General features: G+C 70.1%; 19 protein-coding genes. 12 read left to right on the top strand and 7 right to left on the bottom strand.

The genetic code is table 11. From position 1 onward, the window contains the following. From ABZ855_RS31940 to ABZ855_RS31920, 5 genes are all read left to right on the top strand, one after another. Window positions 1–483, top strand: a 483-nt coding sequence (locus ABZ855_RS31940) for a DNA-directed RNA polymerase subunit alpha C-terminal domain-containing protein (protein WP_360812806.1), incomplete at its 5' end; no start/stop codon positions are given. Window positions 484–663: 180 nt separating this feature from the next. Beyond that, a complete protein-coding gene (locus tag ABZ855_RS31935; RefSeq protein WP_360812804.1) occupies window positions 664–1,116 on the top strand; it encodes a hypothetical protein in 453 nt (150 codons plus the stop codon). A 166-nt stretch (window positions 1,117–1,282) separates the two neighbouring features. Beyond that, window positions 1,283–2,041, top strand: a complete 759-nt coding sequence (locus tag ABZ855_RS31930) for a carbonic anhydrase (RefSeq protein ID WP_360812802.1) — start codon at window positions 1,283–1,285, stop codon at window positions 2,039–2,041. Between the two features lie 316 nt (window positions 2,042–2,357). Continuing rightward, complete coding sequence (locus ABZ855_RS31925; protein WP_360812800.1) at window positions 2,358–3,560, top strand: hypothetical protein; 1,203 nt, start codon at window positions 2,358–2,360, stop codon at window positions 3,558–3,560. Window positions 3,561–3,657: 97 nt separating this feature from the next. Beyond that, window positions 3,658–3,921, top strand: coding sequence for a GlsB/YeaQ/YmgE family stress response membrane protein (locus ABZ855_RS31920; RefSeq protein ID WP_360812798.1), 264 nt, complete (start codon window positions 3,658–3,660; stop codon window positions 3,919–3,921). 156 nt (window positions 3,922–4,077) lie between these two features. On the opposite strand, the gene ABZ855_RS31915 is transcribed toward ABZ855_RS31920, so the two are convergent. After that, window positions 4,078–5,886: a serine/threonine-protein kinase gene (locus tag ABZ855_RS31915; RefSeq protein WP_360812796.1), complete on the bottom strand. Its 1,809-nt coding sequence runs from the start codon at window positions 5,884–5,886 to the stop codon at window positions 4,078–4,080. A gap of 121 nt (window positions 5,887–6,007) precedes the next feature. After that, entirely contained in the window at window positions 6,008–6,610 is a 603-nt protein-coding gene (locus ABZ855_RS31910; RefSeq protein WP_360812794.1) for a sigma-70 family RNA polymerase sigma factor, read from the bottom strand. 169 nt (window positions 6,611–6,779) lie between these two features. On the opposite strand from ABZ855_RS31910, the gene ABZ855_RS31905 reads away from it, so the two are divergent. Then, window positions 6,780–8,087, top strand: a complete 1,308-nt coding sequence (locus ABZ855_RS31905; protein WP_360812793.1) for a MerR family transcriptional regulator — start codon at window positions 6,780–6,782, stop codon at window positions 8,085–8,087. Here the strand turns inward: ABZ855_RS31905 and ABZ855_RS31900 are convergent. Both ABZ855_RS31900 and ABZ855_RS31895 read right to left on the bottom strand, forming a co-directional pair. Beyond that, entirely contained in the window at window positions 8,062–9,435 is a 1,374-nt protein-coding gene (locus tag ABZ855_RS31900; RefSeq protein WP_360812816.1) for a deoxyribodipyrimidine photo-lyase, read from the bottom strand. The genes ABZ855_RS31905 and ABZ855_RS31900 overlap by 26 nt on opposite strands. A gap of 145 nt (window positions 9,436–9,580) precedes the next feature. Continuing rightward, the gene (locus ABZ855_RS31895) at window positions 9,581–11,791 is read right to left on the bottom strand and encodes a glycoside hydrolase family 36 protein (protein WP_360812791.1); all 2,211 of its coding nucleotides are present in this window, start codon (window positions 11,789–11,791) and stop codon (window positions 9,581–9,583) included. A gap of 105 nt (window positions 11,792–11,896) precedes the next feature. Here ABZ855_RS31895 and ABZ855_RS31890 point away from each other — a divergent pair, with 105 nt between their 5' ends. The 5 genes from ABZ855_RS31890 (at window position 11,897) to ABZ855_RS31870 (ending at window position 19,414) form a co-directional block, all read left to right on the top strand. After that, window positions 11,897–12,943, top strand: coding sequence for a LacI family DNA-binding transcriptional regulator (locus tag ABZ855_RS31890; protein ID WP_360812789.1), 1,047 nt, complete (start codon window positions 11,897–11,899; stop codon window positions 12,941–12,943). Between the two features lie 606 nt (window positions 12,944–13,549). Further along, window positions 13,550–14,884 carry an extracellular solute-binding protein gene (locus tag ABZ855_RS31885; protein ID WP_360812787.1) on the top strand — a complete coding sequence of 445 codons (1,335 nt, stop codon included), beginning with the start codon at window positions 13,550–13,552 and terminating at the stop codon, window positions 14,882–14,884. 138 nt (window positions 14,885–15,022) lie between these two features. After that, window positions 15,023–15,952 (top strand): sugar ABC transporter permease, encoded by a 930-nt coding sequence (locus ABZ855_RS31880; RefSeq protein WP_360812785.1) that lies wholly within the window; start codon window positions 15,023–15,025, stop codon window positions 15,950–15,952. 44 nt (window positions 15,953–15,996) lie between these two features. Then, window positions 15,997–16,839 (top strand): carbohydrate ABC transporter permease, encoded by an 843-nt coding sequence (locus tag ABZ855_RS31875; protein WP_360812814.1) that lies wholly within the window; start codon window positions 15,997–15,999, stop codon window positions 16,837–16,839. Window positions 16,840–16,945: 106 nt separating this feature from the next. Beyond that, on the top strand, window positions 16,946–19,414 hold the full coding sequence (locus tag ABZ855_RS31870) for a CBM35 domain-containing protein (protein WP_360812783.1): 2,469 nt from the start codon (window positions 16,946–16,948) through the stop codon (window positions 19,412–19,414). An 83-nt stretch (window positions 19,415–19,497) separates the two neighbouring features. On the opposite strand, the gene ABZ855_RS31865 is transcribed toward ABZ855_RS31870, so the two are convergent. The 3 genes from ABZ855_RS31865 to ABZ855_RS31855 all read right to left on the bottom strand — a co-directional run bounded on the left by ABZ855_RS31865 (window position 19,498) and on the right by ABZ855_RS31855 (window position 23,586). After that, window positions 19,498–19,791, bottom strand: a complete 294-nt coding sequence (locus tag ABZ855_RS31865) for a putative quinol monooxygenase (protein ID WP_360812781.1) — start codon at window positions 19,789–19,791, stop codon at window positions 19,498–19,500. Between the two features lie 86 nt (window positions 19,792–19,877). Then, window positions 19,878–22,403 (bottom strand): GH32 C-terminal domain-containing protein, encoded by a 2,526-nt coding sequence (locus ABZ855_RS31860; RefSeq protein WP_360812779.1) that lies wholly within the window; start codon window positions 22,401–22,403, stop codon window positions 19,878–19,880. Between the two features lie 217 nt (window positions 22,404–22,620). Beyond that, complete coding sequence (locus ABZ855_RS31855; RefSeq protein WP_360812777.1) at window positions 22,621–23,586, bottom strand: carbohydrate kinase; 966 nt, start codon at window positions 23,584–23,586, stop codon at window positions 22,621–22,623. 198 nt (window positions 23,587–23,784) lie between these two features. On the opposite strand from ABZ855_RS31855, the gene ABZ855_RS31850 reads away from it, so the two are divergent. Next, window positions 23,785–24,801 carry a sugar ABC transporter substrate-binding protein gene (locus tag ABZ855_RS31850; RefSeq protein ID WP_360812775.1) on the top strand — a complete coding sequence of 339 codons (1,017 nt, stop codon included), beginning with the start codon at window positions 23,785–23,787 and terminating at the stop codon, window positions 24,799–24,801. Window positions 24,802–24,839: the final 38 nt, after the last annotated feature.

Below are 24,839 nucleotides of genomic sequence, written 5' to 3'. Positions count from 1 at the left end.
ACGCGTGTCGAGCAGCGCACCGACTTCGACAAGCTGATCGTCGACGTCGAGACCAAGCAGGCGATGCGTCCCCGTGACGCCATGGCCTCCGCCGGCAAGACGCTCGTCGAGCTGTTCGGGCTCGCCCGTGAGCTCAACATCGACGCCGAGGGCATCGACATGGGCCCGTCCCCCACGGACGCCGCCCTTGCCGCCGACCTGGTGCTGCCGATCGAGGAGCTGGACCTCACCGTCCGGTCGTACAACTGCCTCAAGCGTGAGGGCGTGCACTCCGTGGGTGAGCTCGTCGCCCGCTCCGAGGCCGACCTGCTCGACATCCGCAACTTCGGTGCGAAGTCGATCGACGAGGTCAAGGCGAAGCTCGCCGACATGGGCCTGGCCCTGAAGGACAGCCCGCCCGGATTCAACCCGACCGCCGCCGCGGACGCCTTCGGCGCCGACAGCGACGCGGACGGCAGCTTCGTGGAGACCGAGCAGTACTGAGGCCGCGCAGTGGCCGGTTCCCCAGGGAGCGGGCCATGCGGAGCAGCCGACGATCAAGGAGACACCGCCGAAGGTGACGGGCGCGGTCGTACTCCTGTGGCCCGCCAACGCCATCCGTGGCACGGCGGGCCCGTGGTCGTCGGCTGCGGCGTTTTTGAGGGGCCTGGGAGAATCCCGCGCATGGCGAGACACGACAGCGACGAGGCGTACGTCCTCGATCTGTGCGACGAAGCACTCGGGCAGACCGGACTGCGTCAGCACAGGTTCGACTGGCTGCTGGGCGATCCGGGGAGAAACGGGCGGCGGGTGAGACTGCCGGTCGACTCGTACTGGCCGGACCTGCGCCTGGTGGTCGAGTACCGGGAGCTCCAGCACGACCGGCCGATGCCGCACTTCGACAAGCCCCACCGGCTCACCGTCAGCGGCGTGCACCGGGGCGAGCAGCGAGCACTGTACGACGCCCGTCGCGACACGCTCATCCCGCAAAACGGGATACGCCTGGTGGCCGTCCGCCCCGCCGAACTCGACGCCGACAGCCGGGGCCGACTGCGCCGCAGCAGAGTGGCGGACCTGGAGGCGGTGCGCCGGCTGCTGGCGCCGACAACGCCTGCGGCCGGCTCCCGCGACGCCTGACCAGGGCCCTTCGGGCAGGGCTGTCGGTTCGTCAATTCCCGATGCACCGGCTCCACTTGAGCGCCACCCAAGGGATTCTCCCGAAGCCGCCAAAAGTACTTCAACTTTCGATCATGATTCGGCAACCGGAACAGAGGAACGTCGAGCCGGACATACGTTCCCCTCTGTGAACTCTGACCCCACACCTCACAGAGCCGTCCCCTCGCAGCGGACAGCATCTCCCGCCCGGCGCTCCCTCCTGCGCGCCGCGCTCACCGGGACCGCGGCAGTCGGCGCCGGCCTGACCCTCGGCGCCGAACCCGCGCTCGCCGCACCGCACATCGCCGCCCAGCGAAAGCACCCCACCACCGCCGATGAGGCGCTTCGGGAGCTGTCGGAGGGCAACCGCCGCTGGCGCACCTTCCGGCAGCAGTACCCCGACCAGTCCCCCGAGGTCCGGCAGGCACTGACGACCGCCCAGCACCCCTTCGCCCTCATTCTCGGCTGCATCGACTCCCGGGTACCTCCGGAGCTGGTCTTCGACCAGGGCCTCGGCGATCTGATGACGATACGCAGCGCGGGCCAGGTCCTCGACGAGGCCGTGCTCGGCAGCCTCGCCTACGGCGTGCTCGAACTGGGGATCCCGCTGCTCATGGTGCTGGGCCACCAGTCGTGCGGAGCTGTGAAGGCCACGGTCCAGGCGGACCAGTCGGGCGAGAAACTGCCCGCCCACATCCAGTATCTGGCCGACCAGATCACCCCGGCCATCGACCGCAGCAAGAACGGTGACGCGCGCATCGACGCGACGATCGACGCCAACGTACGCCTCATACGCTCGCGCCTGGCCGCGGAGCCCGACCTCGCCGCCAAGGTGGAGTCGGGCGCGCTGGCCATCGTGGGCGCCCGCTACGAGCTGAACACCCAGCGAGTGCACCGCATCTGCTGACCTCGCACTCCCCTCGGGCGGCCGTCGTGGACCACCACGGCGGCCGCCTTCGCGTGCCGTCCAGTCGGCGTCCCGATTGACAGCTACCGAACATGCGTCCGGAATGGTCATGGCGGATCGTCGTACGGATGAGTTTTTCCGTACATTCGGCGCCCCCGAGCCTGCCCGGATCGGCCGGACGGTAGCAAGGACAAGATCACGGGTGAACGGCGGCGACCCGCACGCGCACGACGGTTGAACCCCGCGCGTTCCCCCTGCCGGCAAGTCCGCACTCCGCACGTCCTCATGTCCGCGCATTCCAATCACAGGGGGCTTCATGAGATCCAGACGATTACGTGCCCGCGTCGCAGCAGCCGCAGTCACCCTCGCGCTGCTCGTACTCGGCTCCGGGCAGGCGTCCGCGCACACCTCCGAGCCACCGCTGTACACCGCCGTCGACCTCGGCACCCTCGGCGGGACCGGCAGCTACGGGGTCGCACTCGACCGCGACACGGTGGTCGGCAACGCGGCCACCGCCGACGACAACGTGTGGCACGCCTTCGCGTACGACCGCTCCACACGGGTCATGACCGACCTCGGCACCCTCGGAGGCACTTCGAGCGACGCCGTCGACGTCCAGGGCCGCTATGTCATCGGCAACTCCACGCTGGCCGACGGCGACCGGCGTGGATTCGTCTACGACCTGCAGACCGGTCGCATGCGGGCACTGGGCACCTTCGGCGGCACCGACAGCCAGGTCAGGGCCATCAGCGGTCACCTCGTGGTGGGCAACGCCAGGACACCGGGCAACCTGCGCAACCACGCCTTCGTGTACGACATCCGCACGGGCGTCATGACGGATCTCGGTACCCCGGCCGGCCCGGACGGCGGCAGCGTCCCGGTCGGGATCTCCCAGGGCCGCTACGTCGTGGGGACCTGGGGCGCCCCGGGTTCGGTGTTCGACGGAGGCCAGCCCTTCGTCTACGACCTGCGCACCCACGTCATGACGGACGTCGGCCTCCATGGCGGCGTCTACAGCAAGGTCACCTCGGTCAGCGGCCACACGATCGTCGGCATCACCCAGCCGCAACCGACCGGCGGCACCGGCGAGTTGCCGCCCACCCACGGCTTCGCCTACGACATCCGCACCGGGGTCTGGACCGACCTCGGCGCGCAGATGTCGTACCAGCCGCGCGTCACCGGGCACACCGTCGTCGCCAGCAACCGGCCCGCCGCATACGCCTTCGACCTCACCACGGGGACCATGACGCCCTTCGGCCCGGGCCCCCTCAGAACCGCGATCAACGGTGTCGGCGGACCCTTCGTCGTCGGGGAAGCCTTCCCCGGCTTCACCGCCTACGTCTACCGCATCGACACCGGCCGGTTCACCCAACTGCACTCCCTGGGCGGCCGCCAGGCCGCGGCGAACGACGTCGACCGGCACGGTTCCGCCACCGGCAGCAGCGCCACGGCACCGACCGACCCTTCGTCTCCCGACGGCGAGTACCACGCCACGCTCTGGACTCTCTGCGCCGACTGACACCCGAGGCTGGAAGGTTCGGCGGTTCGCGCAGAGTAGTGCCGACTCGAACGGGCACTCGTATGCCACCAGTCAACCGAGGGACGGCATACCGCTCATGGAGATATCAGGCGTCATCAGCGCGATCGTCATCGGCATCGTGATCGGTGTCCTGGGTCGATTCGTCGTACCCGGCCGCCAGCGCATCGGCATCCTCTGGACGATCGCGATCGGCATCGTCGCCGCGTTCGTCGGAACCGGCATCGCAGCCGGTCTCGGCGTCGCAGACACCGACGGCGTCGACTGGGTCGAGTGGCTCGTCCAGATCGCCCTCGCCGCCCTCGGCGTCGCCGCGCTCAGCAAGGTCAAACTGCGCCACTGAACGGAGTTCACGGATACCGGGAGGCGCCCATGGGACGCCTCCCGGTTCTCGTGCGCGGGCGCGGTCAGGTCACCGTGCGTTGAAGCGGTACGACCCCGGCCCGGCCCGGTAGCGAGGACACCCTGCCTCGGACGGTGTCGATCGCGCCAGGGGAAATCAGTCCTCGGCGGGCGACACGTCGGTCACTTTGCCCTGGGGGTCCGCCTCCAGGAAGCCGGCTCCGTAGTCGTCCGTCAGGTAGAGCGCCATCCCGAGCGGTTCGTCGCTGAGTGTGTTGGGCTGCCTCACCATCAGATAGCGGTATTTCGGGTCGGCGACGTTGAGCTTCTTGTGCGCCTCCTGGAGGAGCGCCGGAACCCGGTCCCAGTTGAAGCCGTCGAGACGGAAGGGCTGGTTGCCGCCCGACAGGGAGCCGCTGATGATGCTCTTCTCCACGCCCTTCCCAGGGCGGTAGGTGTAGCTGTCGAACTTGGTGTCGCTGCCGTTGAGCATCACATCGGCGATCGCGTAGTCCTCGTACACGGTGAAGTCGCCGAACCTGTCGCGGCCGGTGTCCTTCTTGAACGCGTCGATGACCGTGCGGATGCCGGTCGGGGTGAGCAGCGTGTCGGTTCGGGCGTCGTCGGACTTCTGGGCCGCCGGGGCGGGTGTGGACGGTGTGGACTGTGACGTGGTCGGTTGTGGGGAAAGGTTGGCGGAGGACGCGGTGGTGGAGGGGGTGGTGGATGTCGAGGCGGACGTCGAGGGGCCCGCTTTCCCGTCACCCGAGTCGCCGCCGAGCGGCAGCAGCCACCACAGCAGGACGGCGGCGAGCGTGATTCCCGGGACGCCCCAAAGGATCTTCGGACCAGGTCCGCCCCGGCGTGCCGCCGGTACGGGTGCGGTCACCGGCTGGGGCGTGAGGTGTACCGGCCCCGGCAGAACAGGGGGCGGGCCGAACCCGGCCGGAACTGCAGTGCCGGGCAAGCCGGGAGCGCCGGCCCCGACGGGCACGTCCGGCGTGGCGGGAGCGGGCGGGGGCCATGAAGCCGGCGGGGCGGTGGACGGGGCCGGGGCCGTGGACGGAGGGTTCAGCGGGTAGGAGGTGGGGTCGTCCCGCCAGGTCGTCGTGCCGGGCGGGGCCGACTCGATCTCGGCGAGCCGCCGGTCCAGCACCTCCGCGGAGGGCCGCGCCGACGGGTCCCGTACGAGCACGCTCATCAGCACCTCGCCGAGGGCTCCGGACCGCACCGGCGGCGGCACGTCGTCGTGGAGGACCGCGGCGAGAGTGGCCAGGGTGGTGCCTCGGCGCAGCGGGTGGTGGCCCTCCACGGCGGCGTACAGCATCATCGCCAGCGACCACAGGTCGGAGGCCGCTCCGCCCTCGTGCCCCGAGATGCGCTCGGGTGCCATGAAGTCGGGGGTGCCGATGATGGAGCCCGTGGCGGTGAGGCTGGTCGCCTCGCGGATCGCGGCGATGCCGAAGTCGGTCAGCACCGGTCGCCCGTCGGGCCGCAGCAGCACATTGGCGGGCTTGACGTCCCGGTGCTGGATGCCCGCGGCGTGCGCCGCGGTCAGCGCGGCCAGCACACCCCGGCCGGTCCGCGCCGCCTCGGACGGTGTCATCGGCGCGCCGGCCAGCCGGTCGGCCAGCGAGCCGCCGCTGACCAGCTCCATCACGATCCACGGGTAGGTGCCCTCACCGCCGTCGACGATGTGATGGACGGTGACGACGTTCGGGTGGTCGATCCGGGCCAGGGCCCTGGCCTCGCGCAGCACGCGCTCGCGCAGCATCCGGGCGCCCTCGGGGTCGTACTCGGCGAGATCCCGGTCGGGCGGGCGGACCTCCTTGACGGCCACCAGCCGGTGCAGCACCAGGTCCCTGGCCCGCCAGACGGTCCCCATCCCGCCTCCACCGAGACGGGCCTCCAACTCGAAGCGCCCGTCGACGACCCGGCGTCCGGTGCCTCTGTCTGCCTCACTCATGGACGGGAGCCTAAACGGAGCCACCGACACCGCTCACCGCACCCCGAGGTGTTCATCGCCGGGCCGGCGAGTTGAGGGTGGGCGGAGGGTGAGCGGGCGGGCGAGTGGTCGGGGCGGGTCGTCATGGGGTTTCCGAGTCGAAGACGGGTTCGAGTTCGCGCTTGAGTCGGTAGAGCCCGCGCCGTGTGTGGCTCTTGACGGTGCCCAGCGGCCAGCCCGTGCGCTCGGCGATCTGGCTCTGGCTCAGGTCCTCGTAGAAGGCGAGCCGCAGCACCCGTTGCTGGGCCGACGCGAGCTTGGCGAGTTCGGCGCGCACCACCACGCGGTCCAGGGCGCCCTCGAACCGGTCGGCGGCGGGTTCGGCGAGCGCCGGCCGGAGGCTCGCCGAGGCGGTCGGCTCGTGGCGGCGGGTGCGCGCGGCCAGCGCGTCGGCGATGCGGTGGCGGGTGATGCCCACGATCCACGCGGCGAGCGGTCCGCGCTCCGGCCGGTAGCCCCGCCGGGCTCGCCACACACCGAGGAAGACCTGCTGGGTGACGTCCTCGGCCTCCTTCGCGTCTCCGAGTGAGCGCCAGGCCAGGGTGTGCACCAGCGCGGACCAGCGCCGGTACACGGCCGCCAGGCCTGCATCGTCGCCCGCGACGAGGGCCCGGACCAGGTCCTCGTCGTCCGACGGAGGGTCGGCGGAAGCGACGGGCCGCCCGGCGGGCTCAAGCATGGTCATGACGAGACTCCTCGCACGGGAACGACTTACCCTCGGTGATCCGGCGGCGGCCGGGCGTGTACGACCGGGCGTGTACGACGGTGCTGTCATCGTCCGAGGCCAGGGCGCGGGGCCTCAACTCGCGTCGATTCTGCGTCGTATGGTGCCGCGAGGCTCGTAGAGTCGCCCCATGGACGGCATGCGCGGCGACTCATCGGCGGCCGGTCTCACCACCGGCGCTCTGGCCCGTCGGCTGGGCGTGGCACCGACCACGCTGCGCTCCTGGGACCGCCGGTACGGCATCGGCCCCGCGATCCGCCCGGACGGACGGCACCGCAGGTGGACCGCGAGCGACATCGCCGTACTGGAGACGATGTGCCGCCTCACCTCCGCCGGCGTCCCACCGGCGGAGGCAGCCCGCACCGCGCGACAGCTGGCAGCCGGGCCCCCGGCCGCTGGCCGGGCGGTGGCGGTGGCGGTGGGCGGCGCGGCGCAGCGGACTGCGCCCGAAACGCCGGGCGAGGGTCTGGTGCCAGGCGCCCCCACACAGTCCATCGCGGCCGACAATCTGCCGCCCGGCACCGCCACCCGACGGACCACCGCCGGAACCCCGAACGTCCGCCGGACGCCCGGCACCGCCGCCCGACAGACCACCACCGGAACCCCGGACGAACACCCGACGCCCGGCACCGCCCCCCGGCGAGCCCCGGCCCCCACCCCGGGTGACAGCCAGGCGCGCAACGCCAGGGCCCAGTCAGCAACTGGGCGCGGAGCTTCCCGTGCCGCCGGCGCGTTGCCCCTGGGTGGTGTGCGGCAGGAGTGTCGAGGGCTTGGGCGGGCCGCCGTGCGGCTTGATGCGCCCGCCGTGGAGCGGCAATTGGCTTCAGCCGTCGATGTGCACGGTCTCGTGGTCGCCTGGCGCGAGGTGATGGTGCCCGCGCTGCACGCCGTGGGCCGCAAGTGGGCCTCGTCCGGGGACCGTTACGTCGAGGTCGAGCATCTGCTGTCCTGGCACGTCTCCACCACCCTGCGTCGCGCCGCCCGCCCGGCGGCGGCCGATTCCGGCGGCGTGGCGGCGCCCGGGCCCGTGGTGCTGGCCTGTATGCCCGGCGAGCAGCACACCCTTGCGCTGGAGGCGCTCCATGCCGGGCTGAGTGAACTGGGCCTGCCCAGCCGGATGTTCGGGGCCGCCGTCCCCGCCGAGGCGCTGACCTCGGCGGTCGACCGGCTCGGTCCGACGGCCGTCGTCCTGTGGGCGCAGGCCCGCTCCACGGCCGGCCTGCCGCTGGCCCGGCGGATCGCCGGCGCCCGGTGGGGAGTGAAGGGTGCCCGCCGCAGCCCCTTGGTGATGCTGGGCGGCCCCGGCTGGCTCGGCCGGTCGGACGCCGGGATGCCAAGGCCCACGTCCTTGGAGGATGCCCTGACAACCCTGGGGACGCTGTACGGCGGTGAGGCGGCGTCGGAGCGGGGGCTCAGTCGAGGCCACGCGCCCGTTTGAAGCGGGCGAGGCCGTCGGGCAGGTCGACGACGGGGTCCGGGTAGTCGATGGCGGCCCGGTCCAGGCCCTGCAGTTTCCACGGCTCGTGCACCGATGACCCTGTCAGCGACCGCAGTTCGGGCACCCAGCGGCGTACATACGTACCGTCGGGGTCGTAGCGCTTGGACTGGGTGACGGGGTTGAGGACCCGGTTGGGCCGGGTGTCGGTTCCGGTGCCCGCCGTCCACTGCCAGTTGAGCTGGTTGTTGGCGATGTCGCCGTCCACCAGAAGGTCCAGGAAGTGCCGGGCACCGATTCGCCAGTCGATGTACAGCGTCTTGGTGAGGAAGCTCGCGGTCAGCAGGCGCCCCCTGTTGTGCATCCAGCCCTCGTGGCGTAGCTGACGCATCGCCGCGTCGATGATCGGGTACCCGGTGCGGCCCTCCTTCCACGCCTCGACGTCCTCCCGCGCCTGTGCTCCTGAGCGCCAACTGTCGTGCCGGGTGCGGTAGTCGGAGGCGGCGACGGCCGGGCGGGCGGCGAGGACCTGGCGGTTGAAATCGCGCCAGGCGAGTTGCCGTACGAAGGCGTCGGCGCCCGGTCCGCCCGCCCGGCGGGCCCGCTGGACGAGTTCGGCGGATGACAGCGTGCCGAAGTGGAGATGCGGGGAGAGCCGGGAGGTGGCGTCGCCCGCGAGGTCGTCATGGCGGTCCTCGTACGATGCCACCCCGTCGCGCAGCCACGCGGCGACCTGTGCGCGGCCCTCGGCCTCGCCTCCCGCCGCGAGGCCTGCCGAAAGCCCCTGAATGCCGCTGCGTGAGGGCAGGGGTTCGGAGCCGACTCCCTCGGGGACCTGCACCGTCCGGGGCGCCCCGAGCGGATCCCGCAGTGGCTGCCGCGACCACTGCCGGAAGTACGGTGTGAACACGGCGAAGTGGTTCGAGCCGGCCGGCACCACCGCCCCGGGCGCGACGGCGACGGTCACCGTGTCATGCACGTGCAGGCGTACGCCGTCCGCCTCCAGGGCGCGGCGCAGCCTGTCCTCCCGTCTGCGCGCGTGCCGGCTGACGTCGGCCGCGATGTGCACCTCGTCGGCCTCGGCCTCGGCGGCGACCCGGCACACCTCGCGGACGAGGTCGCCGTGGCGCACGACGAGCCGGCCGCCCCGCTCGCGCAGCCCGGTGTCGAGGTCGCGCAGGCAGTCGGCGAGGAAGGCCAACCGGTTCGGTACGGCGAATCCGGCGCCGTCCACCGCCGGGTCCCGCACGAACAGCGGAACGACGGATCGTCCGCCGTCCAGGGCGGCCCGCAGCGGCGGATGGTCGTGCAGTCGCAGGTCGGAGGTGAACAGGACGACCGAGACGTTCATGGTGCGCACTCCAGGGAGCATGGAGAGGAACTGACGGGCGGTGCCCGTCGATGATCACTTCCAGGCGCGGGCCCGCTTTGGATGCGCCCCGAGCTTGCCGTGTTCCCAGAAAATTGCGCATATCACCACGTAAGCCATGAAAGACCTAAGGCCGCCTCCTCGAGGGCGCGGCCATCGGCCCGCCCGCCTCCTCGGTGAGCCTGATCAGCAGAACAGCCGGCGTACGCGGCAGCGACACCCGCAGCCCCTCCCCGTCCCAGACCGCCGAGCCGGCTGTCGGAGCCGAGGGGTGCAGGATCTCCGTACTGACCTCCCGGCCCGCCAAGTGCCGTATCGGCAGCCGGAGTTCGGACTCTCCGTCGCGTCGCCAGACCGAGAGGTAGGAGGTGCGGCCGTCCAGCGCCCGCATGCCCAGGGCCAGCCACTCGTCCGTCCATCCCGGCAGACCGAGCGGCCAGAAGGGAACGGCCTCGGCGAGATCACCGCGGAGTGTCTTGTACACGGCCACCGCGTTCCGCACGAGCCCGAGCTGGTGTTCCGACATTCGGTCCAGATGGCCCGACAGATGGATCCGGCCCAGCAGGGCCCCGCCCAGGGTGAAGGTGATCAGGTCGTCGTCGAACGCGGGCTGCGGGTACGCCCAGACGGCGCCCTGCTCGGGCGGGACCGCCGTCGGCGCGGCGGCGGCGATCGGGGGGCAGTTCAGCGGGTCCTGCTGGTCGCTGGTGGACTGGAGCTGGGTGACGGCCAGCGTCGCCCCGTCCATCCGCATTCCGCCCGAGGCGCAGTTCTCGATCACCAGCCCGGGGTGCCGGTCCAGCACCTCGGAGAGCCAGTCCAGGTACGCCTGGGCGTGGCCGAGGAGGCCGGCGCCCGGTGCGATGTCGCCGGGAGCGGTGGTTCCTGGGTCGACCACGATGTTGTAGTCCAGCTTGAGATAGCCGACGCCCCAGTCGCCGACGATGCGGTCCACCGTCTTGTCGAGGTGCGCCCGGGCGGCCGGGTGCCGCAGATCGAGCTGGTGGCGGCCCTGTTCGGCGATGCGTATGCCGTCCCGCTGGAAGAAGGCCTCCGGGGGAAGTTCGGCCGCGACCGGGCTGCGTACGCCCACGACCTCCGGTTCCAGCCACAGGCCGGGCACCATTCCGCGTTCCCTGATGCGGTTCAGGACCGCCTGGATTCCGCCGTCGGGGAAGCGGCGCGGTGAGGGCAGCCACTCGCCGACGCTGTCCCACCAGCCCTCGGTGCTGTCGTCGTACCAGCCGGAGTCGACGCAGAAGTACTCGGCGCCCGCCTCGGCGGCGGCGTCGATCAGCGGCAGCAGTTTCTCCGTCGTCGGATCACCCATCAGGGTGTTCATGTAGTCGTTGAAGACGACCGGCAGGGTGGCGTGGTCCGGGTGCGGGCGGCGCACGGCACGGCGGTACGAGGTCAGGGCGGCGAAGGTGTCGTCCAGGCCGGAACCCAGGGCCAGGACGCCCGGCACGGTGGTGAACTCGGCGCCGGGCGCCAGGCGGACCCGCCACTGGTGTTCCGCGTCCGTGGGTCCGTTCAGCGCCAGATACGTGCCGTGGTCGCGCTCGCCCAGGTCCCAGCGCCAGGCGGCCGGGGACTCGATCTGCCACAACCAGGCCCGGTCGGCGCCTCGTTCGGTGAGGGCGCCCATCGGAAGATGCCCGTCGGTGGACCAACTGCCGCGTCCGGTCAGGGTGAGGGCCGCCCGGCTGTCGTGCTGGTGGACGTCCACGTGGATGTCGGCGACGGTGTCGCGCAGCGCTTCGGTGTGCCAACGGCACTCCGCCAGCCAGTCGTTGCGGGCGCGGTGGACGTCGAGACGGCCCGGAGAGGGGAGGGCGCCCAGCACCAGACTGCTGACGGACTGGACGACGACAGGTTCCTCCCCCTCGTTGCGCAGGCGGACGCGTGAGCGCAGCACGGGCAGTCCGACGGGCGACGACAGCTCGACGAAGGCGGTCAACGCGCTGACGGGGTCGTGGAGTTCGACGGTCAGGTACGTCCAGCCGTCGGCTTGCCGGGTGGTGTGTCCCCGGTGCCGCAGTCGGGCGCCCAGTGCCGTACCGGTGAAGCGGGGGCCCGACCAGCCGCTGCCGTGACCGAGCGCGGTCAGTTCGACGAGGTGGAGGGGGGCGTCAGGGCTGGGTTCGGGCGCCGGGGCACCTGTGTCCGGTCGCCCGCCGGGGACGGTTTCGGGGTCGGGGCGGGACAGGCGTACGAGTCGTAGGGCGCCGTCGGCGCCAGTGGCGAACTCGGCCTCCAGGGCGCGATGACCCCAAAGAAAGTGCTGGTCAGTGGTGGTGTGGGGGGCCGTGCCCGCCGAATCGGACGTACCGGTCAACGTCTTCCCCTCCCGATGCCGCCTGGGCCGACGGTCTGCTTCTACCGCGTGAATTGCTGGTTACGGTCTCTTGACGGCCCTCATGTGACCGGTCACAATCCTGGCATGAATGTGACCGGTCACACAAGACGCTCAGTGAGCATCCGGGATGTCGCCACCGCGGCCGGAGTCTCCTACCAGACCGTCTCCCGGGTGATCAACAACCACCCCAGCGTCAAGCCGTCGACCCGCGACAGGGTGCTCGCCGCCATCGACGAACTGGGGTTCCGGCGCAACTCCAACGCGCTCGCCCTCGCCAGCGGACGCAGCCGGGCCGTGACCGTGCTCACCTCCAACACCACGCACTACGGCTACGCCTCGATCCTCCAGGGCATCGAGGAGGCCGCCCGCGCCGCCGCGTACACGGTCGGCGTCGGGGTGCTCGAATCGACCGACGCGGCCGACGAGCCCGCCATCGACGCCCAGGTGCGGCGGGCGGCGGACGCGGGCGGCGGACTGATCGTGATCGCATACGATCCGGCCGGTGTTCGGGCCCTGGGTGCCGTTCCCGCCGAACTCCCCGTCGTCGGTGTCGTCGAGACCCCCGCGACCCCGCCCGGCGGCGACCGCCCGTGGGTGTGGGCCGACGACCGCGAGGCCGCCTACGAGGCCACCCGGCATCTCCTCTCCCTCGGCCACGAGACCGTGCACTACGTCGCCATCCCGTCCAGCACCCGCCGTACCAGCGCCCGAACGACCGGCTGGCGACAGGCTCTCCGGGAGGCGGGAGCGCCGGAACCCCGTCCCCTACAGGGGAGTTGGGGACCGGCGGGCGGTCACGCGGCCGGCCGGAAGCTCGCGAAGGACACCGGCGTCACCGCGATCCTGTGCGGAAACGACGACCTCGCCCTCGGGGTGATCCGCGCCCTCCACGAGGCGGGGCGCGCGGTCCCGGGCGAGGTGAGCGTCGCCGGGTTCGACGACGCCCCGCACTCCGCGTATCTCACCCCGTCACTGACGACCGTACGCCTGGACTTCACCGGCCTCGGACGGTCCGCGTTCGCCTTGCTGCACGGCGTCCTGGAGGAGTCGGCGCAGATCGCCCCGCACCCCGTCTCCGTACCGGAACTGGTGGTGCGGGAGAGCTCGGGGCCGCCGCCCGGACGCGGCTGAAGCCGCGTTTCGCTCGACCTGAGCAGCGCCCGTCGATCCATCACCGGCTCGGCACCCACCCCGTACCCCGCATCCCCCTCGGCTCCGCCCCCCCCCCAGCTTGCTCCGCCCGTTCGCCGCTCCCCCGGTCAACTCCGCCCCACCCGCCTCGCCGATGCCCGCCGACTCCGGCCCACCCACCTCGCCACGCCCCCCCTGTCAGCTCCGCCTCACCGCCGCCCAACTACCCGTCAGCTCCACCCCACCCGCCTCTCAACTGCCCTCCGACTCCGGCCCACCCGCCCCACCACTGCCCGCCAACTCCAGCCCACCCCACCTCGCCACGCCCCCTGTCAACTCCGCCCCACCGCCGCCCAACTACCCGCCAGCTCCACCCCACCCGCCTCTCAACTGCCCTCCGACTCCGGCCCACCCGCCCCACCACTGCCCGCCAACTCCAGCCCACCCCACCTCACCACGCCCCCCTGTCAACTCCCCCACCTCGCCCCTCCCTCATCCACTCCCCCTCCCCCCACCTGCTCCCCCCGAGTCGGTCCACCCGCGCCCCCTCAGCCCGACCACTTCACGATCCGCCGCCTGTCTGAGCCCGTTCGCGAAAGGCACGTCATGACGAGAAGAGTCCTCCCCGCGCTGGCGTTCATATGCGCCGCCGCCCTGTCCGTCACCGCCTGCAGTGACCCGACCGCCGGCGGCTCCGATTCCTCCTCCGACTCGGGGGCCAAGCAGACGAAGGTCGACCCGACCGCCCGTCTGGACGGCGTGAAGCTGACCATGTGGACCGCGCAGAACACCCTCAACGCGCCCAAGCAGGTCATCGACGCCTTCGAGAAGGCCACCGGAGCCAAGGTCGAGACACAGGCGATCCCCGACCTGTACGAGCAGAACGTGCCGACCAAGCTCGCCTCGGGCGACAAGCCGGACCTGATGTTCTGGCAGCCGTCCATCTCCACACTGCCCTTCATCCAGCCGAAGCAGAACCTCCTCACCCTCGACGGGGAGGAGTGGGTGTCCAAGCTGGGCGACACCGAGAAGTCGCTCGGTGTCATCGACGGCAAGCGGTACGCGGCGATCGTCACCAGCCCCGCCATGCTCGGCGTCTACTACAACAAGGACGTCTTCAAGAAGGCCGGGCTGAGCGAGGCCGACTTCCCCAAGTCGTACGACCAGTTGCTGGCCCTCGGCAAGACGATCACGGACAAGACCGACGCGGCCGGCTTCTACGAGGCCGGCGGCGACAAGTGGCCGCTCCAGTGGCAGATGCAGGTCCAGCTCACCGACCTCGACAAGCAGTGGTGGGCCGACCTCAACCAGAACAAGGTGAAGTGGACCGACCCGGTCGTGGTCGGCGCCATCAAGAAGTACAAGGAGAAGCTGCTCGACGCCGGGCTCGCGCAGAAGAACTACAGGACCGGCACCTTCACCGGGCAGGCCGACTCCCTGTGGAAGGGCGAGTCGGGCATGGTCCTCAACGTCACCTCGTTCCAGAGCCAGTTGCAGGCCAAGTACTCCACGGCCGAGATCGACAAGAAGATCGGCTGGTTCCCCATCGCCAACTCCTCGGCGACCGGCATGTACTCCCCCGACCAGACCAACGGCGTCGTCGCCTTCAAGACCGGTGACGAGAAGCGGCAGAACGCCGCCCGGCAGTTCCTGGCCTTCTGGCTCGGCCCGGACTACGCCGACTACATCAAGACGATGAAGATCCCCTCCGTCGAGCCGTCCGTACCGACCCCCGCCGGCCTCCCCGAGGCGTCGATGGCCCAGGTCAAGGCGCTGCCCACGGCGATCGGTGTCTTCCAGGCGAAGGCGATCGTCGCGCCCGACACGCACCTGTACCTCGCGGACATGCTCTACGGCAAGAAGAGTCCGCAGCAGGTCGCGCAGGCGATCGAGGACCAGTTCTCGCAGGTGGCGAAGGCCCAGGGCGCGCCCGGCTTCTAGGACGACGACGACTTCCGGACCGGCTTGCAGACCCGGCCCCGTCACAGGCCTCCGTACCCATCTCCGCATCGGTCCCTGTGCCCCGGCCTCCGCACCGGCTTTCTGGATCGACCGACCCGACTGGCAAGGATTTCCCCGATGGCGGACACGGCCATACGCACGCGCACGCAGAAACCGGCGCCCGCCAAGCGCCGGGCGGGAAAGGTGGGACGGCTGCCCCGCGCCGCCGTCCACCACCCCTGGTGGTTCGCCCTCCCAGCGATCGTCTTCTTCGCGGCGTTCTTCCTGGTGCCGAACCTGCTCAACTTCTACTACCCGTTCACCAACTGGTCCTCGTACCACCCGGACATCGCCTTCACCGGCCTCGACAACTTCAGCACCATCGCCGACGACGGTTCACTGCTGCGGGCGATCCGTACGACCCTGCTGTACGCCCTGCTGGCAGCGGTGTTCCAGAACGGCTTCGGGCTGGGGCTGGCCCTGCTGCTGGAGCCGGACACCCGGTTCAACCGGTTCTTCCGCGCGGTCTTCTTCCTGCCCGTGCTCATCTCCGCGCTCGCCACCGGCTATGTCTTCCAGTCCCTGTTCAACCAGGACGGCGCCGTCAACGGCCTGCTCGGCACGGACATTCCGTGGCTCGGCTCGACGACCTGGACGCTGGTCCTGGTCACCGTCATCCACGGCTGGAAGTGGATGGGCCTGTCGATGCTGATCTATCTGGCCGGCCTCAAGGGCATCCCCGGCGAGATGCTCGAGGCCGCGAAGTGTGACGGCGCAAGTCCCTGGCGGACCTTCTGGTCGGTGCGCTGGCCGATGCTGGCGCCCGCCCTCACCTTCAACGTCACCACGGCGCTGATCGGCTCGATGAACACCTTCGACATCGTGCAGGCCACGACGGGCGGCGGGCCCGCGGGCTCCACGGAGGTCTTCAACATCTACATGTTCCGCATCTTCGGTCAGGGCCTGTACGCCCAGGCCTCCGCGATGAGCCTCGTCCTCTTCCTGGTCGTGGTCGCCGTCGCGATCCCCCTCGTCATCGGACTGCGCCGAAGGGAGCAGCTGCTGTGAGCACCGCCGTGAATCCCGCGTCCGCCCTGGGTGGCCCATCCGTCGTGGGGCGCGCGTCCGCCGTCAACCCCGCCTGGCGGTACGGCCGTCCGGCGCTCGTCCTGCTGCTCGCCGGGCTGTTCGTCGGCGTACCGCTGTGGCTGGTCGCCGTCACCTCGGCCAAGCCGCAGGCCGAGGCGATCACCCCGAACCTGGACCTGCCGCGGCACTGGCAGCCGGCGAGCAACTACGAAGACGCCGTCAGCCAGGGCGAGATGCTGCACGGTTTCCTCAACTCCCTCCTCGTCGTGGTGCCTTCGGTCGCCCTGGTCCTCATTCTGGGGGCGGGCGCCGCCTGGGTCTTCGCGCGCCGCAAGTCGAAGCTGGTCTCGGCCGCGTACGCGATCTGCATCAGCGGACTGCTGCTGCCGCCCGCCGTCATCACCATCGTCATGGAGCTGCGGCAGCTGGGGCTCGCGGGCACCCGGCCGGGGATGATCGCCGTCTACACCGGGATGTACCTGTCCACGTCGATCTTCTTCATGACCGGCTTCATCCGGGCCATTCCGGTGGAGCTGGAGGAGGCCGCGCGGATGGACGGGGCGTCGCCGCTGCGGATCTTCCGGCAGATCATCCTGCCGCTGCTCAGGCCGGTCATCGCCACCGCGACGATCATGGTGATGCTCTACGCCTGGAGCGACATCTTCTACGCGTTCTTCGTCCTCGGCGGCGGAGACAAGGCGACCCTGCCGCTCAACCTCTACAAGGTCGCCAGCGCCCAGCTCTACCTCAACAACTGGCATCTCGTCTTCGCGTACGTCGTGGTGATGAGCCTGCCCATGGTCGCCATCTTCCTGGTGGCCCAGCGAAAGATCGTTTCCGGAATCACCAGTGGAGCCGTCAAATGACCGGAGGTCCTTCAGCGTGAGCACCCGTACCCCCACTACCACGCGAGCCGGCACCAAATCCCGTACCGCAACTGTCCTTGCCACAGCCGTACTTGGAGCAGCCGCCATGGCAGGCACCCTTCCGGCCGCGGGCCCCGCGGCAGCGGCCGCGCCCCAGCGCGTCACCGTCGATCTCGGCGCGTCCGAGGGCCCGGTGACGCTCGGCGCCAACGGCACCCTGTACGGGCTCAGCGACGACGGCGTACCCAGTGACGCCATGCTGGCGCCCCTGAAGATCACCAGCATCTCGCAGAAGCCGGAGGGCGGCGCCCAGCACCCCAACGGCGACGCCCTCACGGTGTCCAAGTCGTTCTTCCGCAACGGCGGCGGCGAGATCAACGTGATGATGCAGGACATCTACGCGAAGTGGCCGTACGAGGACCTCGGTATCGACGACTACCTCCCCAAGGTCGACAAGATCGTCAAGGAGGTGTCGGCCGACCCGAACAGCGAGCGGTTCGTCTACATCCCCTTCAACGAGCCCGACCAGATCTGGTACAACCTCGGCACTTCGAACCAGGCGCAGTACGAGATCAACCGCGACCGGTTCTTCAAGGACTGGAAGACGGTGTACCAGCGCATCCGCGCGATCGACCCGGACGCCAGGATCGCCGGCCCGAACGAGTCCGGCTACCACAACCGTCTGCTGACCGACTTCCTCGCCTTCGCCAAGCGGGAGAACGTCCTGCCCCAGGTGATGACCTGGCACGAGTTGGACTCCAGCTCGCTGAAGAACTTCCAGGGGAACTACGACAATTACCGCTCGATCGAACGCCAACTCGGCATAGCGCCCCTGAAGATCAACATCGATGAGTACGCCAACCGCCGCGACCTGTCCGTTCCGGGCCAACTCGCGCAGTGGGTCGCGATGTTCGAGCGGAACAAGGTGTACGCCAACCAGGCCTACTGGGACGCGGCCGGCAACCTCGACGGCAATGTCGTGCGCAGCAACATCCCCAACGGCGGCTGGTGGTACTTCCGTTGGTACGCGGGACTGACCGGCGACACGGTCAAGGTGACCCCGCCGCAGGCCAACACCATCGACACCCTCCAGGGTCTGGCCTCCTTCGACAAGAAGCGCCGCCAGGCGCAGGTCCTGCTCGGCGGCTCGGCCGGTGACGCCGACGTCGTCGTACAGAACGTCTCCCGGTCCGCCTTCGGACGTACGGTCACCGCGACCGTCGCCGAGGCCGCCTGGTCCGGTTACGAGGGTCAGCACGCGGCGCCGCGCGTCCTCGCCCGTACGAAGGTGAAGGTGGCGGCCGACGGTACGGTGACCGTCCCGCTGCGTGGCCTGCACAAGATGTCCGCGTACCGGATCGTCCTCACCCCCGGCGGCTCCGGCACCCCGGCCGCCGTGTCCGTCCCCTGGTTGGCGTCGTACGAGGCCGAGGACGCGGCCATCACCGACGGCCAGGTCTACACACAGGGCACGGTCAGCAACGCCAACGGCTACGCGGCCTCGGGGACGAAGGACGTCGGCTCCCTCAACCAGCCCACCAGCAAGGTCGACTTCACGGTGGACGTGCCCAAGGCCGGCACCTACGACCTGGCGATCCTCTACGGCAACCAGTCCGGTGTGCCGGCCACGCAGAAGCTCAGCGTCGACGGTTCGACCCCGGTCACCGTCTCCTATCCCTCCACCGAGAACTGGACCTACCGCGCCAAGAAGGACGTCACCGTCGACCTCCCGGCCGGCAAGCACGTGCTGACGCTGGCCAAGGGCAACACGGAGGTCACCCTCGACCGTATCGACTTGACCGCCCGCACCTCGGCCGCGCCCTCGGCGTCGTACGAGGCCACGTTCGCGGACATCAGCGGCCGGCCGTCCTTCGACTACTCCTCGTCGGCCGGCGTCGGCACGGGGTCCCTCGTCCTCCGCTCCGGGGACAAGGCGACCTTCGACGTCTACGCACCGCGCGACGGCTACTACTCGGTGGTGCCGCGCTCCTCGGCGCCCGTGCGGCTGGAGTTGCACGGCCAGAAGGTGACGGCGGTGCCCGGCAAGGCTCTGCGGCTGTACCTGGTCGCGGGCAACAACCGCGTCGCGCTGACGGCCAAGGCCGCCGCCGTCCGCTCCCTCGACGTCTCGGGCAACGGCTCGACCGCCGGCACCCTGTCCTACGAGGGCGCCGCGGCCACCCTGGCAGGTGGGGCCAAGCTGGTCGACTCGGTCTACGCCTCCGCCGGTTCCTACATCGGCTGGCTCGGCAACAGCGCGGCCAGCACGGCCGAGTTCACGGTGGACGCGCCCAAGTCGGGCCGCTACATGCTGGTCATCAGCTACGCGCACAACGAGCGGCGCGACAACGGCCACTCGTACAACACCGACATCATGTCCCGTACGGCGGACCTGACAGTCGGGTCGGCCGCTCCCCGGAAGGTCACCTTCAAGAACACCTGGGGCTGGGACGACTACTGGACGCTGGGCGTCCCCGTCGACCTGAAGGCGGGCCCCAACAAGGTGACGTTCGGGAACGCGAGCGCGTGGGCCCCGAACATCGACCGGATCGAACTGGGCCGGGTCATCGGCTAGTCGTTGCCGGACTGCCGTCATGAACGGGCCGGGTCGCGTCTTTGGGGAGATGCGGCCCGGCTCCATGTTTCAGCCCTGCCGCGTCACGTCAGTGGATCGAGGAACGTCAGCACGGAGGCGTCCTCTTCGATCAGCGGAGTGAGAGCGGCGTTGAAGGGGGCCCCGTACGGGGCGTTCAGGTGGGCCTTGAAGGCGTCCTCGTCGCGGTACACCTCGTAGATCCAGAAGGCGCGCGGGGCGCCTGCCCTGGTGTAGACGTCGAAGGCGATGTTGCCTTCCTCCTCGCGCACCTTCAGGGCGTATTCGCCGATCATGCGGGCGACCTCGTCCCGCGCTCCCTCACGGGCGGTGAACTCGGCGAGCAGCGTTTTCCTCATGGTCGTGTGTGTCCTATTCAGCCGGTGCGTCAGATGTGGGTGTCGGTTCTGGTTGTCGGGTGTGGTCGTCGGTTGCGGTGCATGTGTCACCCATGGGCGGAGCCGACGTGCCGGACGACGGCACTGTCCAGCCTCACCGAGCCGTTCTCGGCGAAGACCTGTACCCCCTGGGCGGCGGGATCCGGGAAGATCTGGTCGGTGATCACGGCTTCGCCGCTGCCGCCGAAGACCTCGACGGACGACCAGTCGACGAGTACGCGCAGCTTGATCCTGCCGTTCTCCGCCTTGAGCGGGGCGGTCTGGACGCCGGGGAAGGTGCTGTTGAAGTCCACGGCGCCGGACAGGGTGCGGTCGACGTACAGTTCCCCGGTCGTGGTGTCGTAGCCGATGACGGTCCCCTCGCCGTTCGCCCCGGTACGCACCTTCAGGCCGAAGCGGTCGGCGTCCTGGAGGGAGAAGGTCGCCTCGATGTCGAGTGCCTTGCCCTCGGCTGCGGGGCCGATGAGAGGGCGGGTGGTGTCAGTGACGGTGCCGCCTGTCTCCGACACCGGGTTCTGCCAGAGGGAGGCCACGCTGCTCACGGGCCGGCTGGTCAGGCGGATCCGGCCGTCGATCGTCCGCAGCGCCATCTCCCGGGGGATGCTCTGTGCGCCGCGCCAGGGAGACGTGGGGACTGCGCCGCCGTAGTCCCAGTTGTTCATCCAGCCGATCATGTAACGCTTGCCGTCGGGCGCGTCCTCCCAGGAAACCGCGGCGTAGTAGTCCTTGCCGTAGTCGGCCCAGTCGGCGCGCTGCACGACGGACTTCGCGGCCGTGCCGGCGGTGGTGAACCGGTCGGCCAGGACGTGGCCCCAGCCGCCGGTGTTCATGTCGACGAGCTGGATCCGCGCCTGCTTGCCGATGTAGGGGCGCATGTCGAAGGAGGCCCAGTCCAGCGTCTCGCTGTCGGAACCGGTCGCGCTGCGGACCACCTGACCGTCGACGACCAGATTGACGGAGGTCTCCTGGGAGCCGGGCTGGGCCTGGGTGTCGGACAACTCGATCTGGTCGGCGTTGATGTGGCCCCAGCTGCCCGTGTTGGCGTCGACCACCCTGATCCGCGCCTTCTTGCCGGTGAGGTCGCCGACGTCCCAGGAGGCCGTCTCGAGTGCCTCGGCGTCCTTCCCGGTGGCGCTGCGGACGATCTGACCGTCGACGAGGAGTTCGAGGGCTGTGGGGTCGGCGGAGCCGACGGGGTGGTTGCCGCCGCCGATGAGGAAGTTGACGTATCGCTTGTCGATGGTGAACTCGGGCGAGGTGAGGGTGCCGGCGGTGGCGTCGCCGTTCAGGAAGGTGTTGACCAGGCCGCTGCCCTGGAAGCCGGAGACCTGCTGCTGACCGGGGAGGGTGCCGGTGGCCGGTGCCGGGCCGAACGCGGTGCCGGTCGTCGTCCAGCCGCCGTAGGTACCGCCCTCGAAGTCGGCGAGGATCTTCCCGGGCCGGTGCGGATGCCGGCCGCCGCCGATCTTGAAGTTCAGGTAGGGGCCGGCGACGGTGAAGGCGGGCGAGGTGAGGGTGCCGGTGGTGGCGTCCCCGGAGTGGAAGCTGTTGGCGAGGCCCTTGCCGTCGAACCCGGTGACGGTCTGCTGCCCGTCGAGCGTCCCGGCCGCCGGTCCCGCGCCGAACGCGGTGCCCGTGGCCGTCCACGAACCGAAGCCGGTGCCCTCGAAGTCCTGTACGACGGTCCCGGCGGGCGGGGTGTAGACACCGTTGTCCTCGGCGGTGAACTTCGTGCCGTCGAAGTCGCCGATGAAGTACTGGGCTGCCGAACCGCCGGCGATACCACCGGGGTTGATGTTGACGACCAGGACCCACTTGATGTTGTTCGGGTCCCCGTCGACGGCGAGGGGGAACAGATCCGGGCACTCCCACACGCCGCCCGTCGCACCGGCGGGCCCGAACTCGCTCCGCAGCTGCCAGTCCTTGAGGTTCTTGGACGTGTAGAACCGCACCTTGTGCTCGACGGACATCGACACCGTCATCAGCCAGCTCTTCGTGGGCGCGTACCACTGGACCTTGGGATCGCGGAAGTCCTTGGAATTGATGTCGATGACGGGATTGCCCTGGTACTTGGTCCAGGTGCGCCCGCGGTCGGTGCTGTACGCGAGGGACTGGGCCTGGACGCCCGTGTCCTTGCGCAAGCTGGTGTACACCGCCACCATCGCCGGGTTCGCCGGGGTGCCGAACCCGGTGGAGTTGTCCCGGTCGATGACGGCGCTGCCGGAGAACACCATCTCCTTGTCGTCGTGCGAGAGGGCGAGCGGCAGCTCCTGCCAGTGGACGAGGTCGCTGCTCACCGCGTGCCCCCAGGACATGTCGCCCCAGGAGTTGCCGTTCGGGTTGTACTGGTAGAAGAGGTGGTACTCGCCCGCGTAGTACAGGAGACCGTTGGGGTCGTTCATCCAGTTCTTCTGCGGGGTGAAGTGGAACTGGGGCCGGTAGGTCTCGGAGTACGGCGGGGCATCGGCGGCCGTGGCGTGCGGTGTGAACGGGGTGCACGACAGGGTGCAGACGGCGGCCACCGCCGTGAGCGCTCGTACGCGGGCATGCCGTAGTACACGTCCAGAGCTCAAGGTGTCTCCTGTCTGGTGCGTCCACTGGGCGGAGCCTGCGGCCCGTGCGTGGAGCGGCCGAGGAGTGCGCCCCGGCAAACGTCACCTTCCAGAGCGCACGCCAGGTGTCAACGTTGACTTGTGTCATCGATGACACCGAGAGGCCACGATGATGGGCGGAATCCGGCCGGTGCGTCAATGGTCCTGGCGGGATTGCCTGCGCGCCCGCGACAGGGCGTCAGACCCCGTCGACGGCCGTCAGCTGCGCCAACTGGTCGCTCCACGGCGGATTCGGGCCGGCGACCGAGCAGGTCAGTGCGGCGACCCGGGCGCCGAACCGGCAGGCCTCCTCCACCTCCTCGATACCGAGTTCGGTCAGTCGGCCGCCGAGGAGGCCGAGGGTGCCGAGGTGGTGCAGGAGGCCGGCGGTGAAGGAGTCACCCGCGCCGACCGTGTCGACGACCCGCGTGGACACCGCGGGCACCCGCACGCGTTCGCCGTCGAGTGAGGCCAGTGCGCCGTCGGCGCCGAGCGTGATCACGACGAGCCGTACCCCCGCGGCATGCCAGAGGTCGCACGCCTGCTCGGGCGGGGTGCCCGGCAGCAGGAGTTCCAGGTCGTCCTCGCTCAGCCGCAGGATGTCGGCGAGGGCGCACCAGTGCGCCAGCCGGGCGCGGTAGGCCTCGGGGCGCACCAGCAGTGGCCGGACGTTGGGGTCGACGCTGATGGTGGCCCGCTGCGCCGCCGTCCGCAGGAACTCCTCCACCACCGCTCCGCCGGGCTCACGGACCAGTGCGAGCGATCCGGTGTGCACGCACGCCGTTTCGGACAGATCCGCTCGCGCCAGTTCCGCCGAAGTCCACTGCCAGTCGGCCGTGTTCTGCGCGTGGAACGAGAACGTGGCCTGCCCGGTGGCGTCCAGTTCGGCCACGGCCAGCGTGCTGGGCTCGGCGGCGGCGACCGCGTACGACAGGTCGACGCCGGACGCCTCCAGGTGGGAGCGGAACAGACGGCCGAACACATCGCCGGACAGGCGGGCGAGGAAGCGGGCCGGCGTACCGAGCCGGGCCAGGGACACCGCCGTGTTGGCGGGTCCGCCGCCCGGCAGCACCCGAAGGGCGAGTTCGTTCGAGGCGTCTGCCGTCGGTTCGGTGAAGGCGTCCGCGACGCACTCTCCCAGAACGGTGATCTGGCGCGGGCTCATGGGCTGCTCTCCCTCGGAAAGGGCGACGACTGCGGGCGTTGCCGATTTGTGACGGGTGGAAGGCATTGACGTTGCCGGGATCCGGAGTCCATCATCCTCGCCAGGCGGTGTCAACGATGACATAAGTCAACGATGACACCTCCGGCGGCACTCTCTGATCCCAACCCCGTGCTGCCCGCCATCCCACAGGAGTCGATCATGTCTCGCACCACTCGCCTGTCCTCCTCCCTCCTCAGAGTCGCCGCGGTCACGGGCGTCGCGGCGCTCACCCTGACGGCCTGCGGATCCGGCTCCGGTTCGGGGTCGTCGAGCTCCGGTTCGGGTGAGGTCAAGGTCGGTCTGATCACCAAGACCGACACCAACCCGTTCTTCGTGAAGATGAAGGAGGGCGCGGAGAAGGCCGCCAAGGAGAGCGGCGCCCAACTGTCCACCGCTGCAGGCAAGTTCGATGGGGACAACGCCGGTCAGGTCACCGCCATCGAGAACATGGTCGCCGCCGGCGTGAAGGGCATCCTGATCACGCCGAGCGACTCCAAGGCGATCGTGCCGGCGATCGAGAAGGCCCGCGCCAAGGGTGTTCTGGTCATCGCCCTGGACACGCCGACCGAGCCGGAGAGCGCGGTCGACGCCCTCTTCGCCACCGACAACCTCAAGGCCGGTGAGCTGATCGGCGAGTACGCCAAGGCCGCGATGAAGGGCAAGACGGCGAAGATCGCCGCTCTGGACCTCGCGCCGGGCGTCTCCGTGGGCGTCCAGCGCCACGACGGTTTCCTGAAGGGCTTCGGCGCCACGGACAAGGACGTCGTGTGCGCCCAGGACACCGGTGGCGACCAGGCCAAGGGCCAGACCGCGATGGAGAACTGTCTCCAGAAGTCGCCCGACATCAACGTGGTCTACACCATCAACGAGCCGGCGGCGCTGGGCGCTTACACCGCGCTGAAGGCCAAGGGCCGGGAGAAGGACGTGCTGATCGTGTCCGTCGACGGTGGCTGCACCGGCACCCAGGCGGTCAAGGACGGCAAGATCGCCGCGACGTCGCAGCAGTACCCGCTGAAGATGGCCGCGGAGGGTGTCAAGGCTGTCGTCACGTTCGCCAAGGACGGCAAGAAGGCGTCCGGTTACACCGACACCGGTGTCACGCTGATCAGCGACAAGGCGCAGGACGGGGTCGCGTCGAAGGACACGGCGTACGGCCTGGAGAACTGCTGGGGCTGAGTGGACCCCGCCTGATCCGTACACCCCCTCGGCGGGGC

Origin of the sequence: Streptomyces sp. NPDC047042 (assembly GCF_040644035.1) — a bacterium.
In the GTDB taxonomy this organism is placed as follows: domain Bacteria; phylum Actinomycetota; class Actinomycetes; order Streptomycetales; family Streptomycetaceae; genus Streptomyces.
Note: the sequence above shows the minus strand (reverse complement) of the source record. Positions and strands in the feature narration are given on the sequence as shown.

What these genes read in the sequence shown, in the direction of transcription:
- ABZ855_RS31935 (WP_360812804.1), top strand. Translation starts at nt 664, where the DNA reads ATGGCGAGACACGACAGCGACGAGGCGTACGTCCTCGATCTGTGCGAC.
- ABZ855_RS31925 (WP_360812800.1), top strand. Translation starts at nt 2,358, where the DNA reads ATGAGATCCAGACGATTACGTGCCCGCGTCGCAGCAGCCGCAGTCACC.
- ABZ855_RS31920 (WP_360812798.1), top strand. Translation starts at nt 3,658, where the DNA reads ATGGAGATATCAGGCGTCATCAGCGCGATCGTCATCGGCATCGTGATC.
- ABZ855_RS31915 (WP_360812796.1), bottom strand. Translation starts at nt 5,886, where the DNA reads ATGAGTGAGGCAGACAGAGGCACCGGACGCCGGGTCGTCGACGGGCGC.
- ABZ855_RS31910 (WP_360812794.1), bottom strand. Translation starts at nt 6,610, where the DNA reads ATGACCATGCTTGAGCCCGCCGGGCGGCCCGTCGCTTCCGCCGACCCT.
- ABZ855_RS31905 (WP_360812793.1), top strand. Translation starts at nt 6,780, where the DNA reads ATGGACGGCATGCGCGGCGACTCATCGGCGGCCGGTCTCACCACCGGC.
- ABZ855_RS31900 (WP_360812816.1), bottom strand. Translation starts at nt 9,435, where the DNA reads ATGAACGTCTCGGTCGTCCTGTTCACCTCCGACCTGCGACTGCACGAC.
- ABZ855_RS31890 (WP_360812789.1), top strand. Translation starts at nt 11,897, where the DNA reads ATGAATGTGACCGGTCACACAAGACGCTCAGTGAGCATCCGGGATGTC.
- ABZ855_RS31885 (WP_360812787.1), top strand. Translation starts at nt 13,550, where the DNA reads ATGACGAGAAGAGTCCTCCCCGCGCTGGCGTTCATATGCGCCGCCGCC.
- ABZ855_RS31880 (WP_360812785.1), top strand. Translation starts at nt 15,023, where the DNA reads ATGGCGGACACGGCCATACGCACGCGCACGCAGAAACCGGCGCCCGCC.
- ABZ855_RS31870 (WP_360812783.1), top strand. Translation starts at nt 16,946, where the DNA reads ATGGCAGGCACCCTTCCGGCCGCGGGCCCCGCGGCAGCGGCCGCGCCC.
- ABZ855_RS31865 (WP_360812781.1), bottom strand. Translation starts at nt 19,791, where the DNA reads ATGAGGAAAACGCTGCTCGCCGAGTTCACCGCCCGTGAGGGAGCGCGG.
- ABZ855_RS31855 (WP_360812777.1), bottom strand. Translation starts at nt 23,586, where the DNA reads ATGAGCCCGCGCCAGATCACCGTTCTGGGAGAGTGCGTCGCGGACGCC.
- ABZ855_RS31850 (WP_360812775.1), top strand. Translation starts at nt 23,785, where the DNA reads ATGTCTCGCACCACTCGCCTGTCCTCCTCCCTCCTCAGAGTCGCCGCG.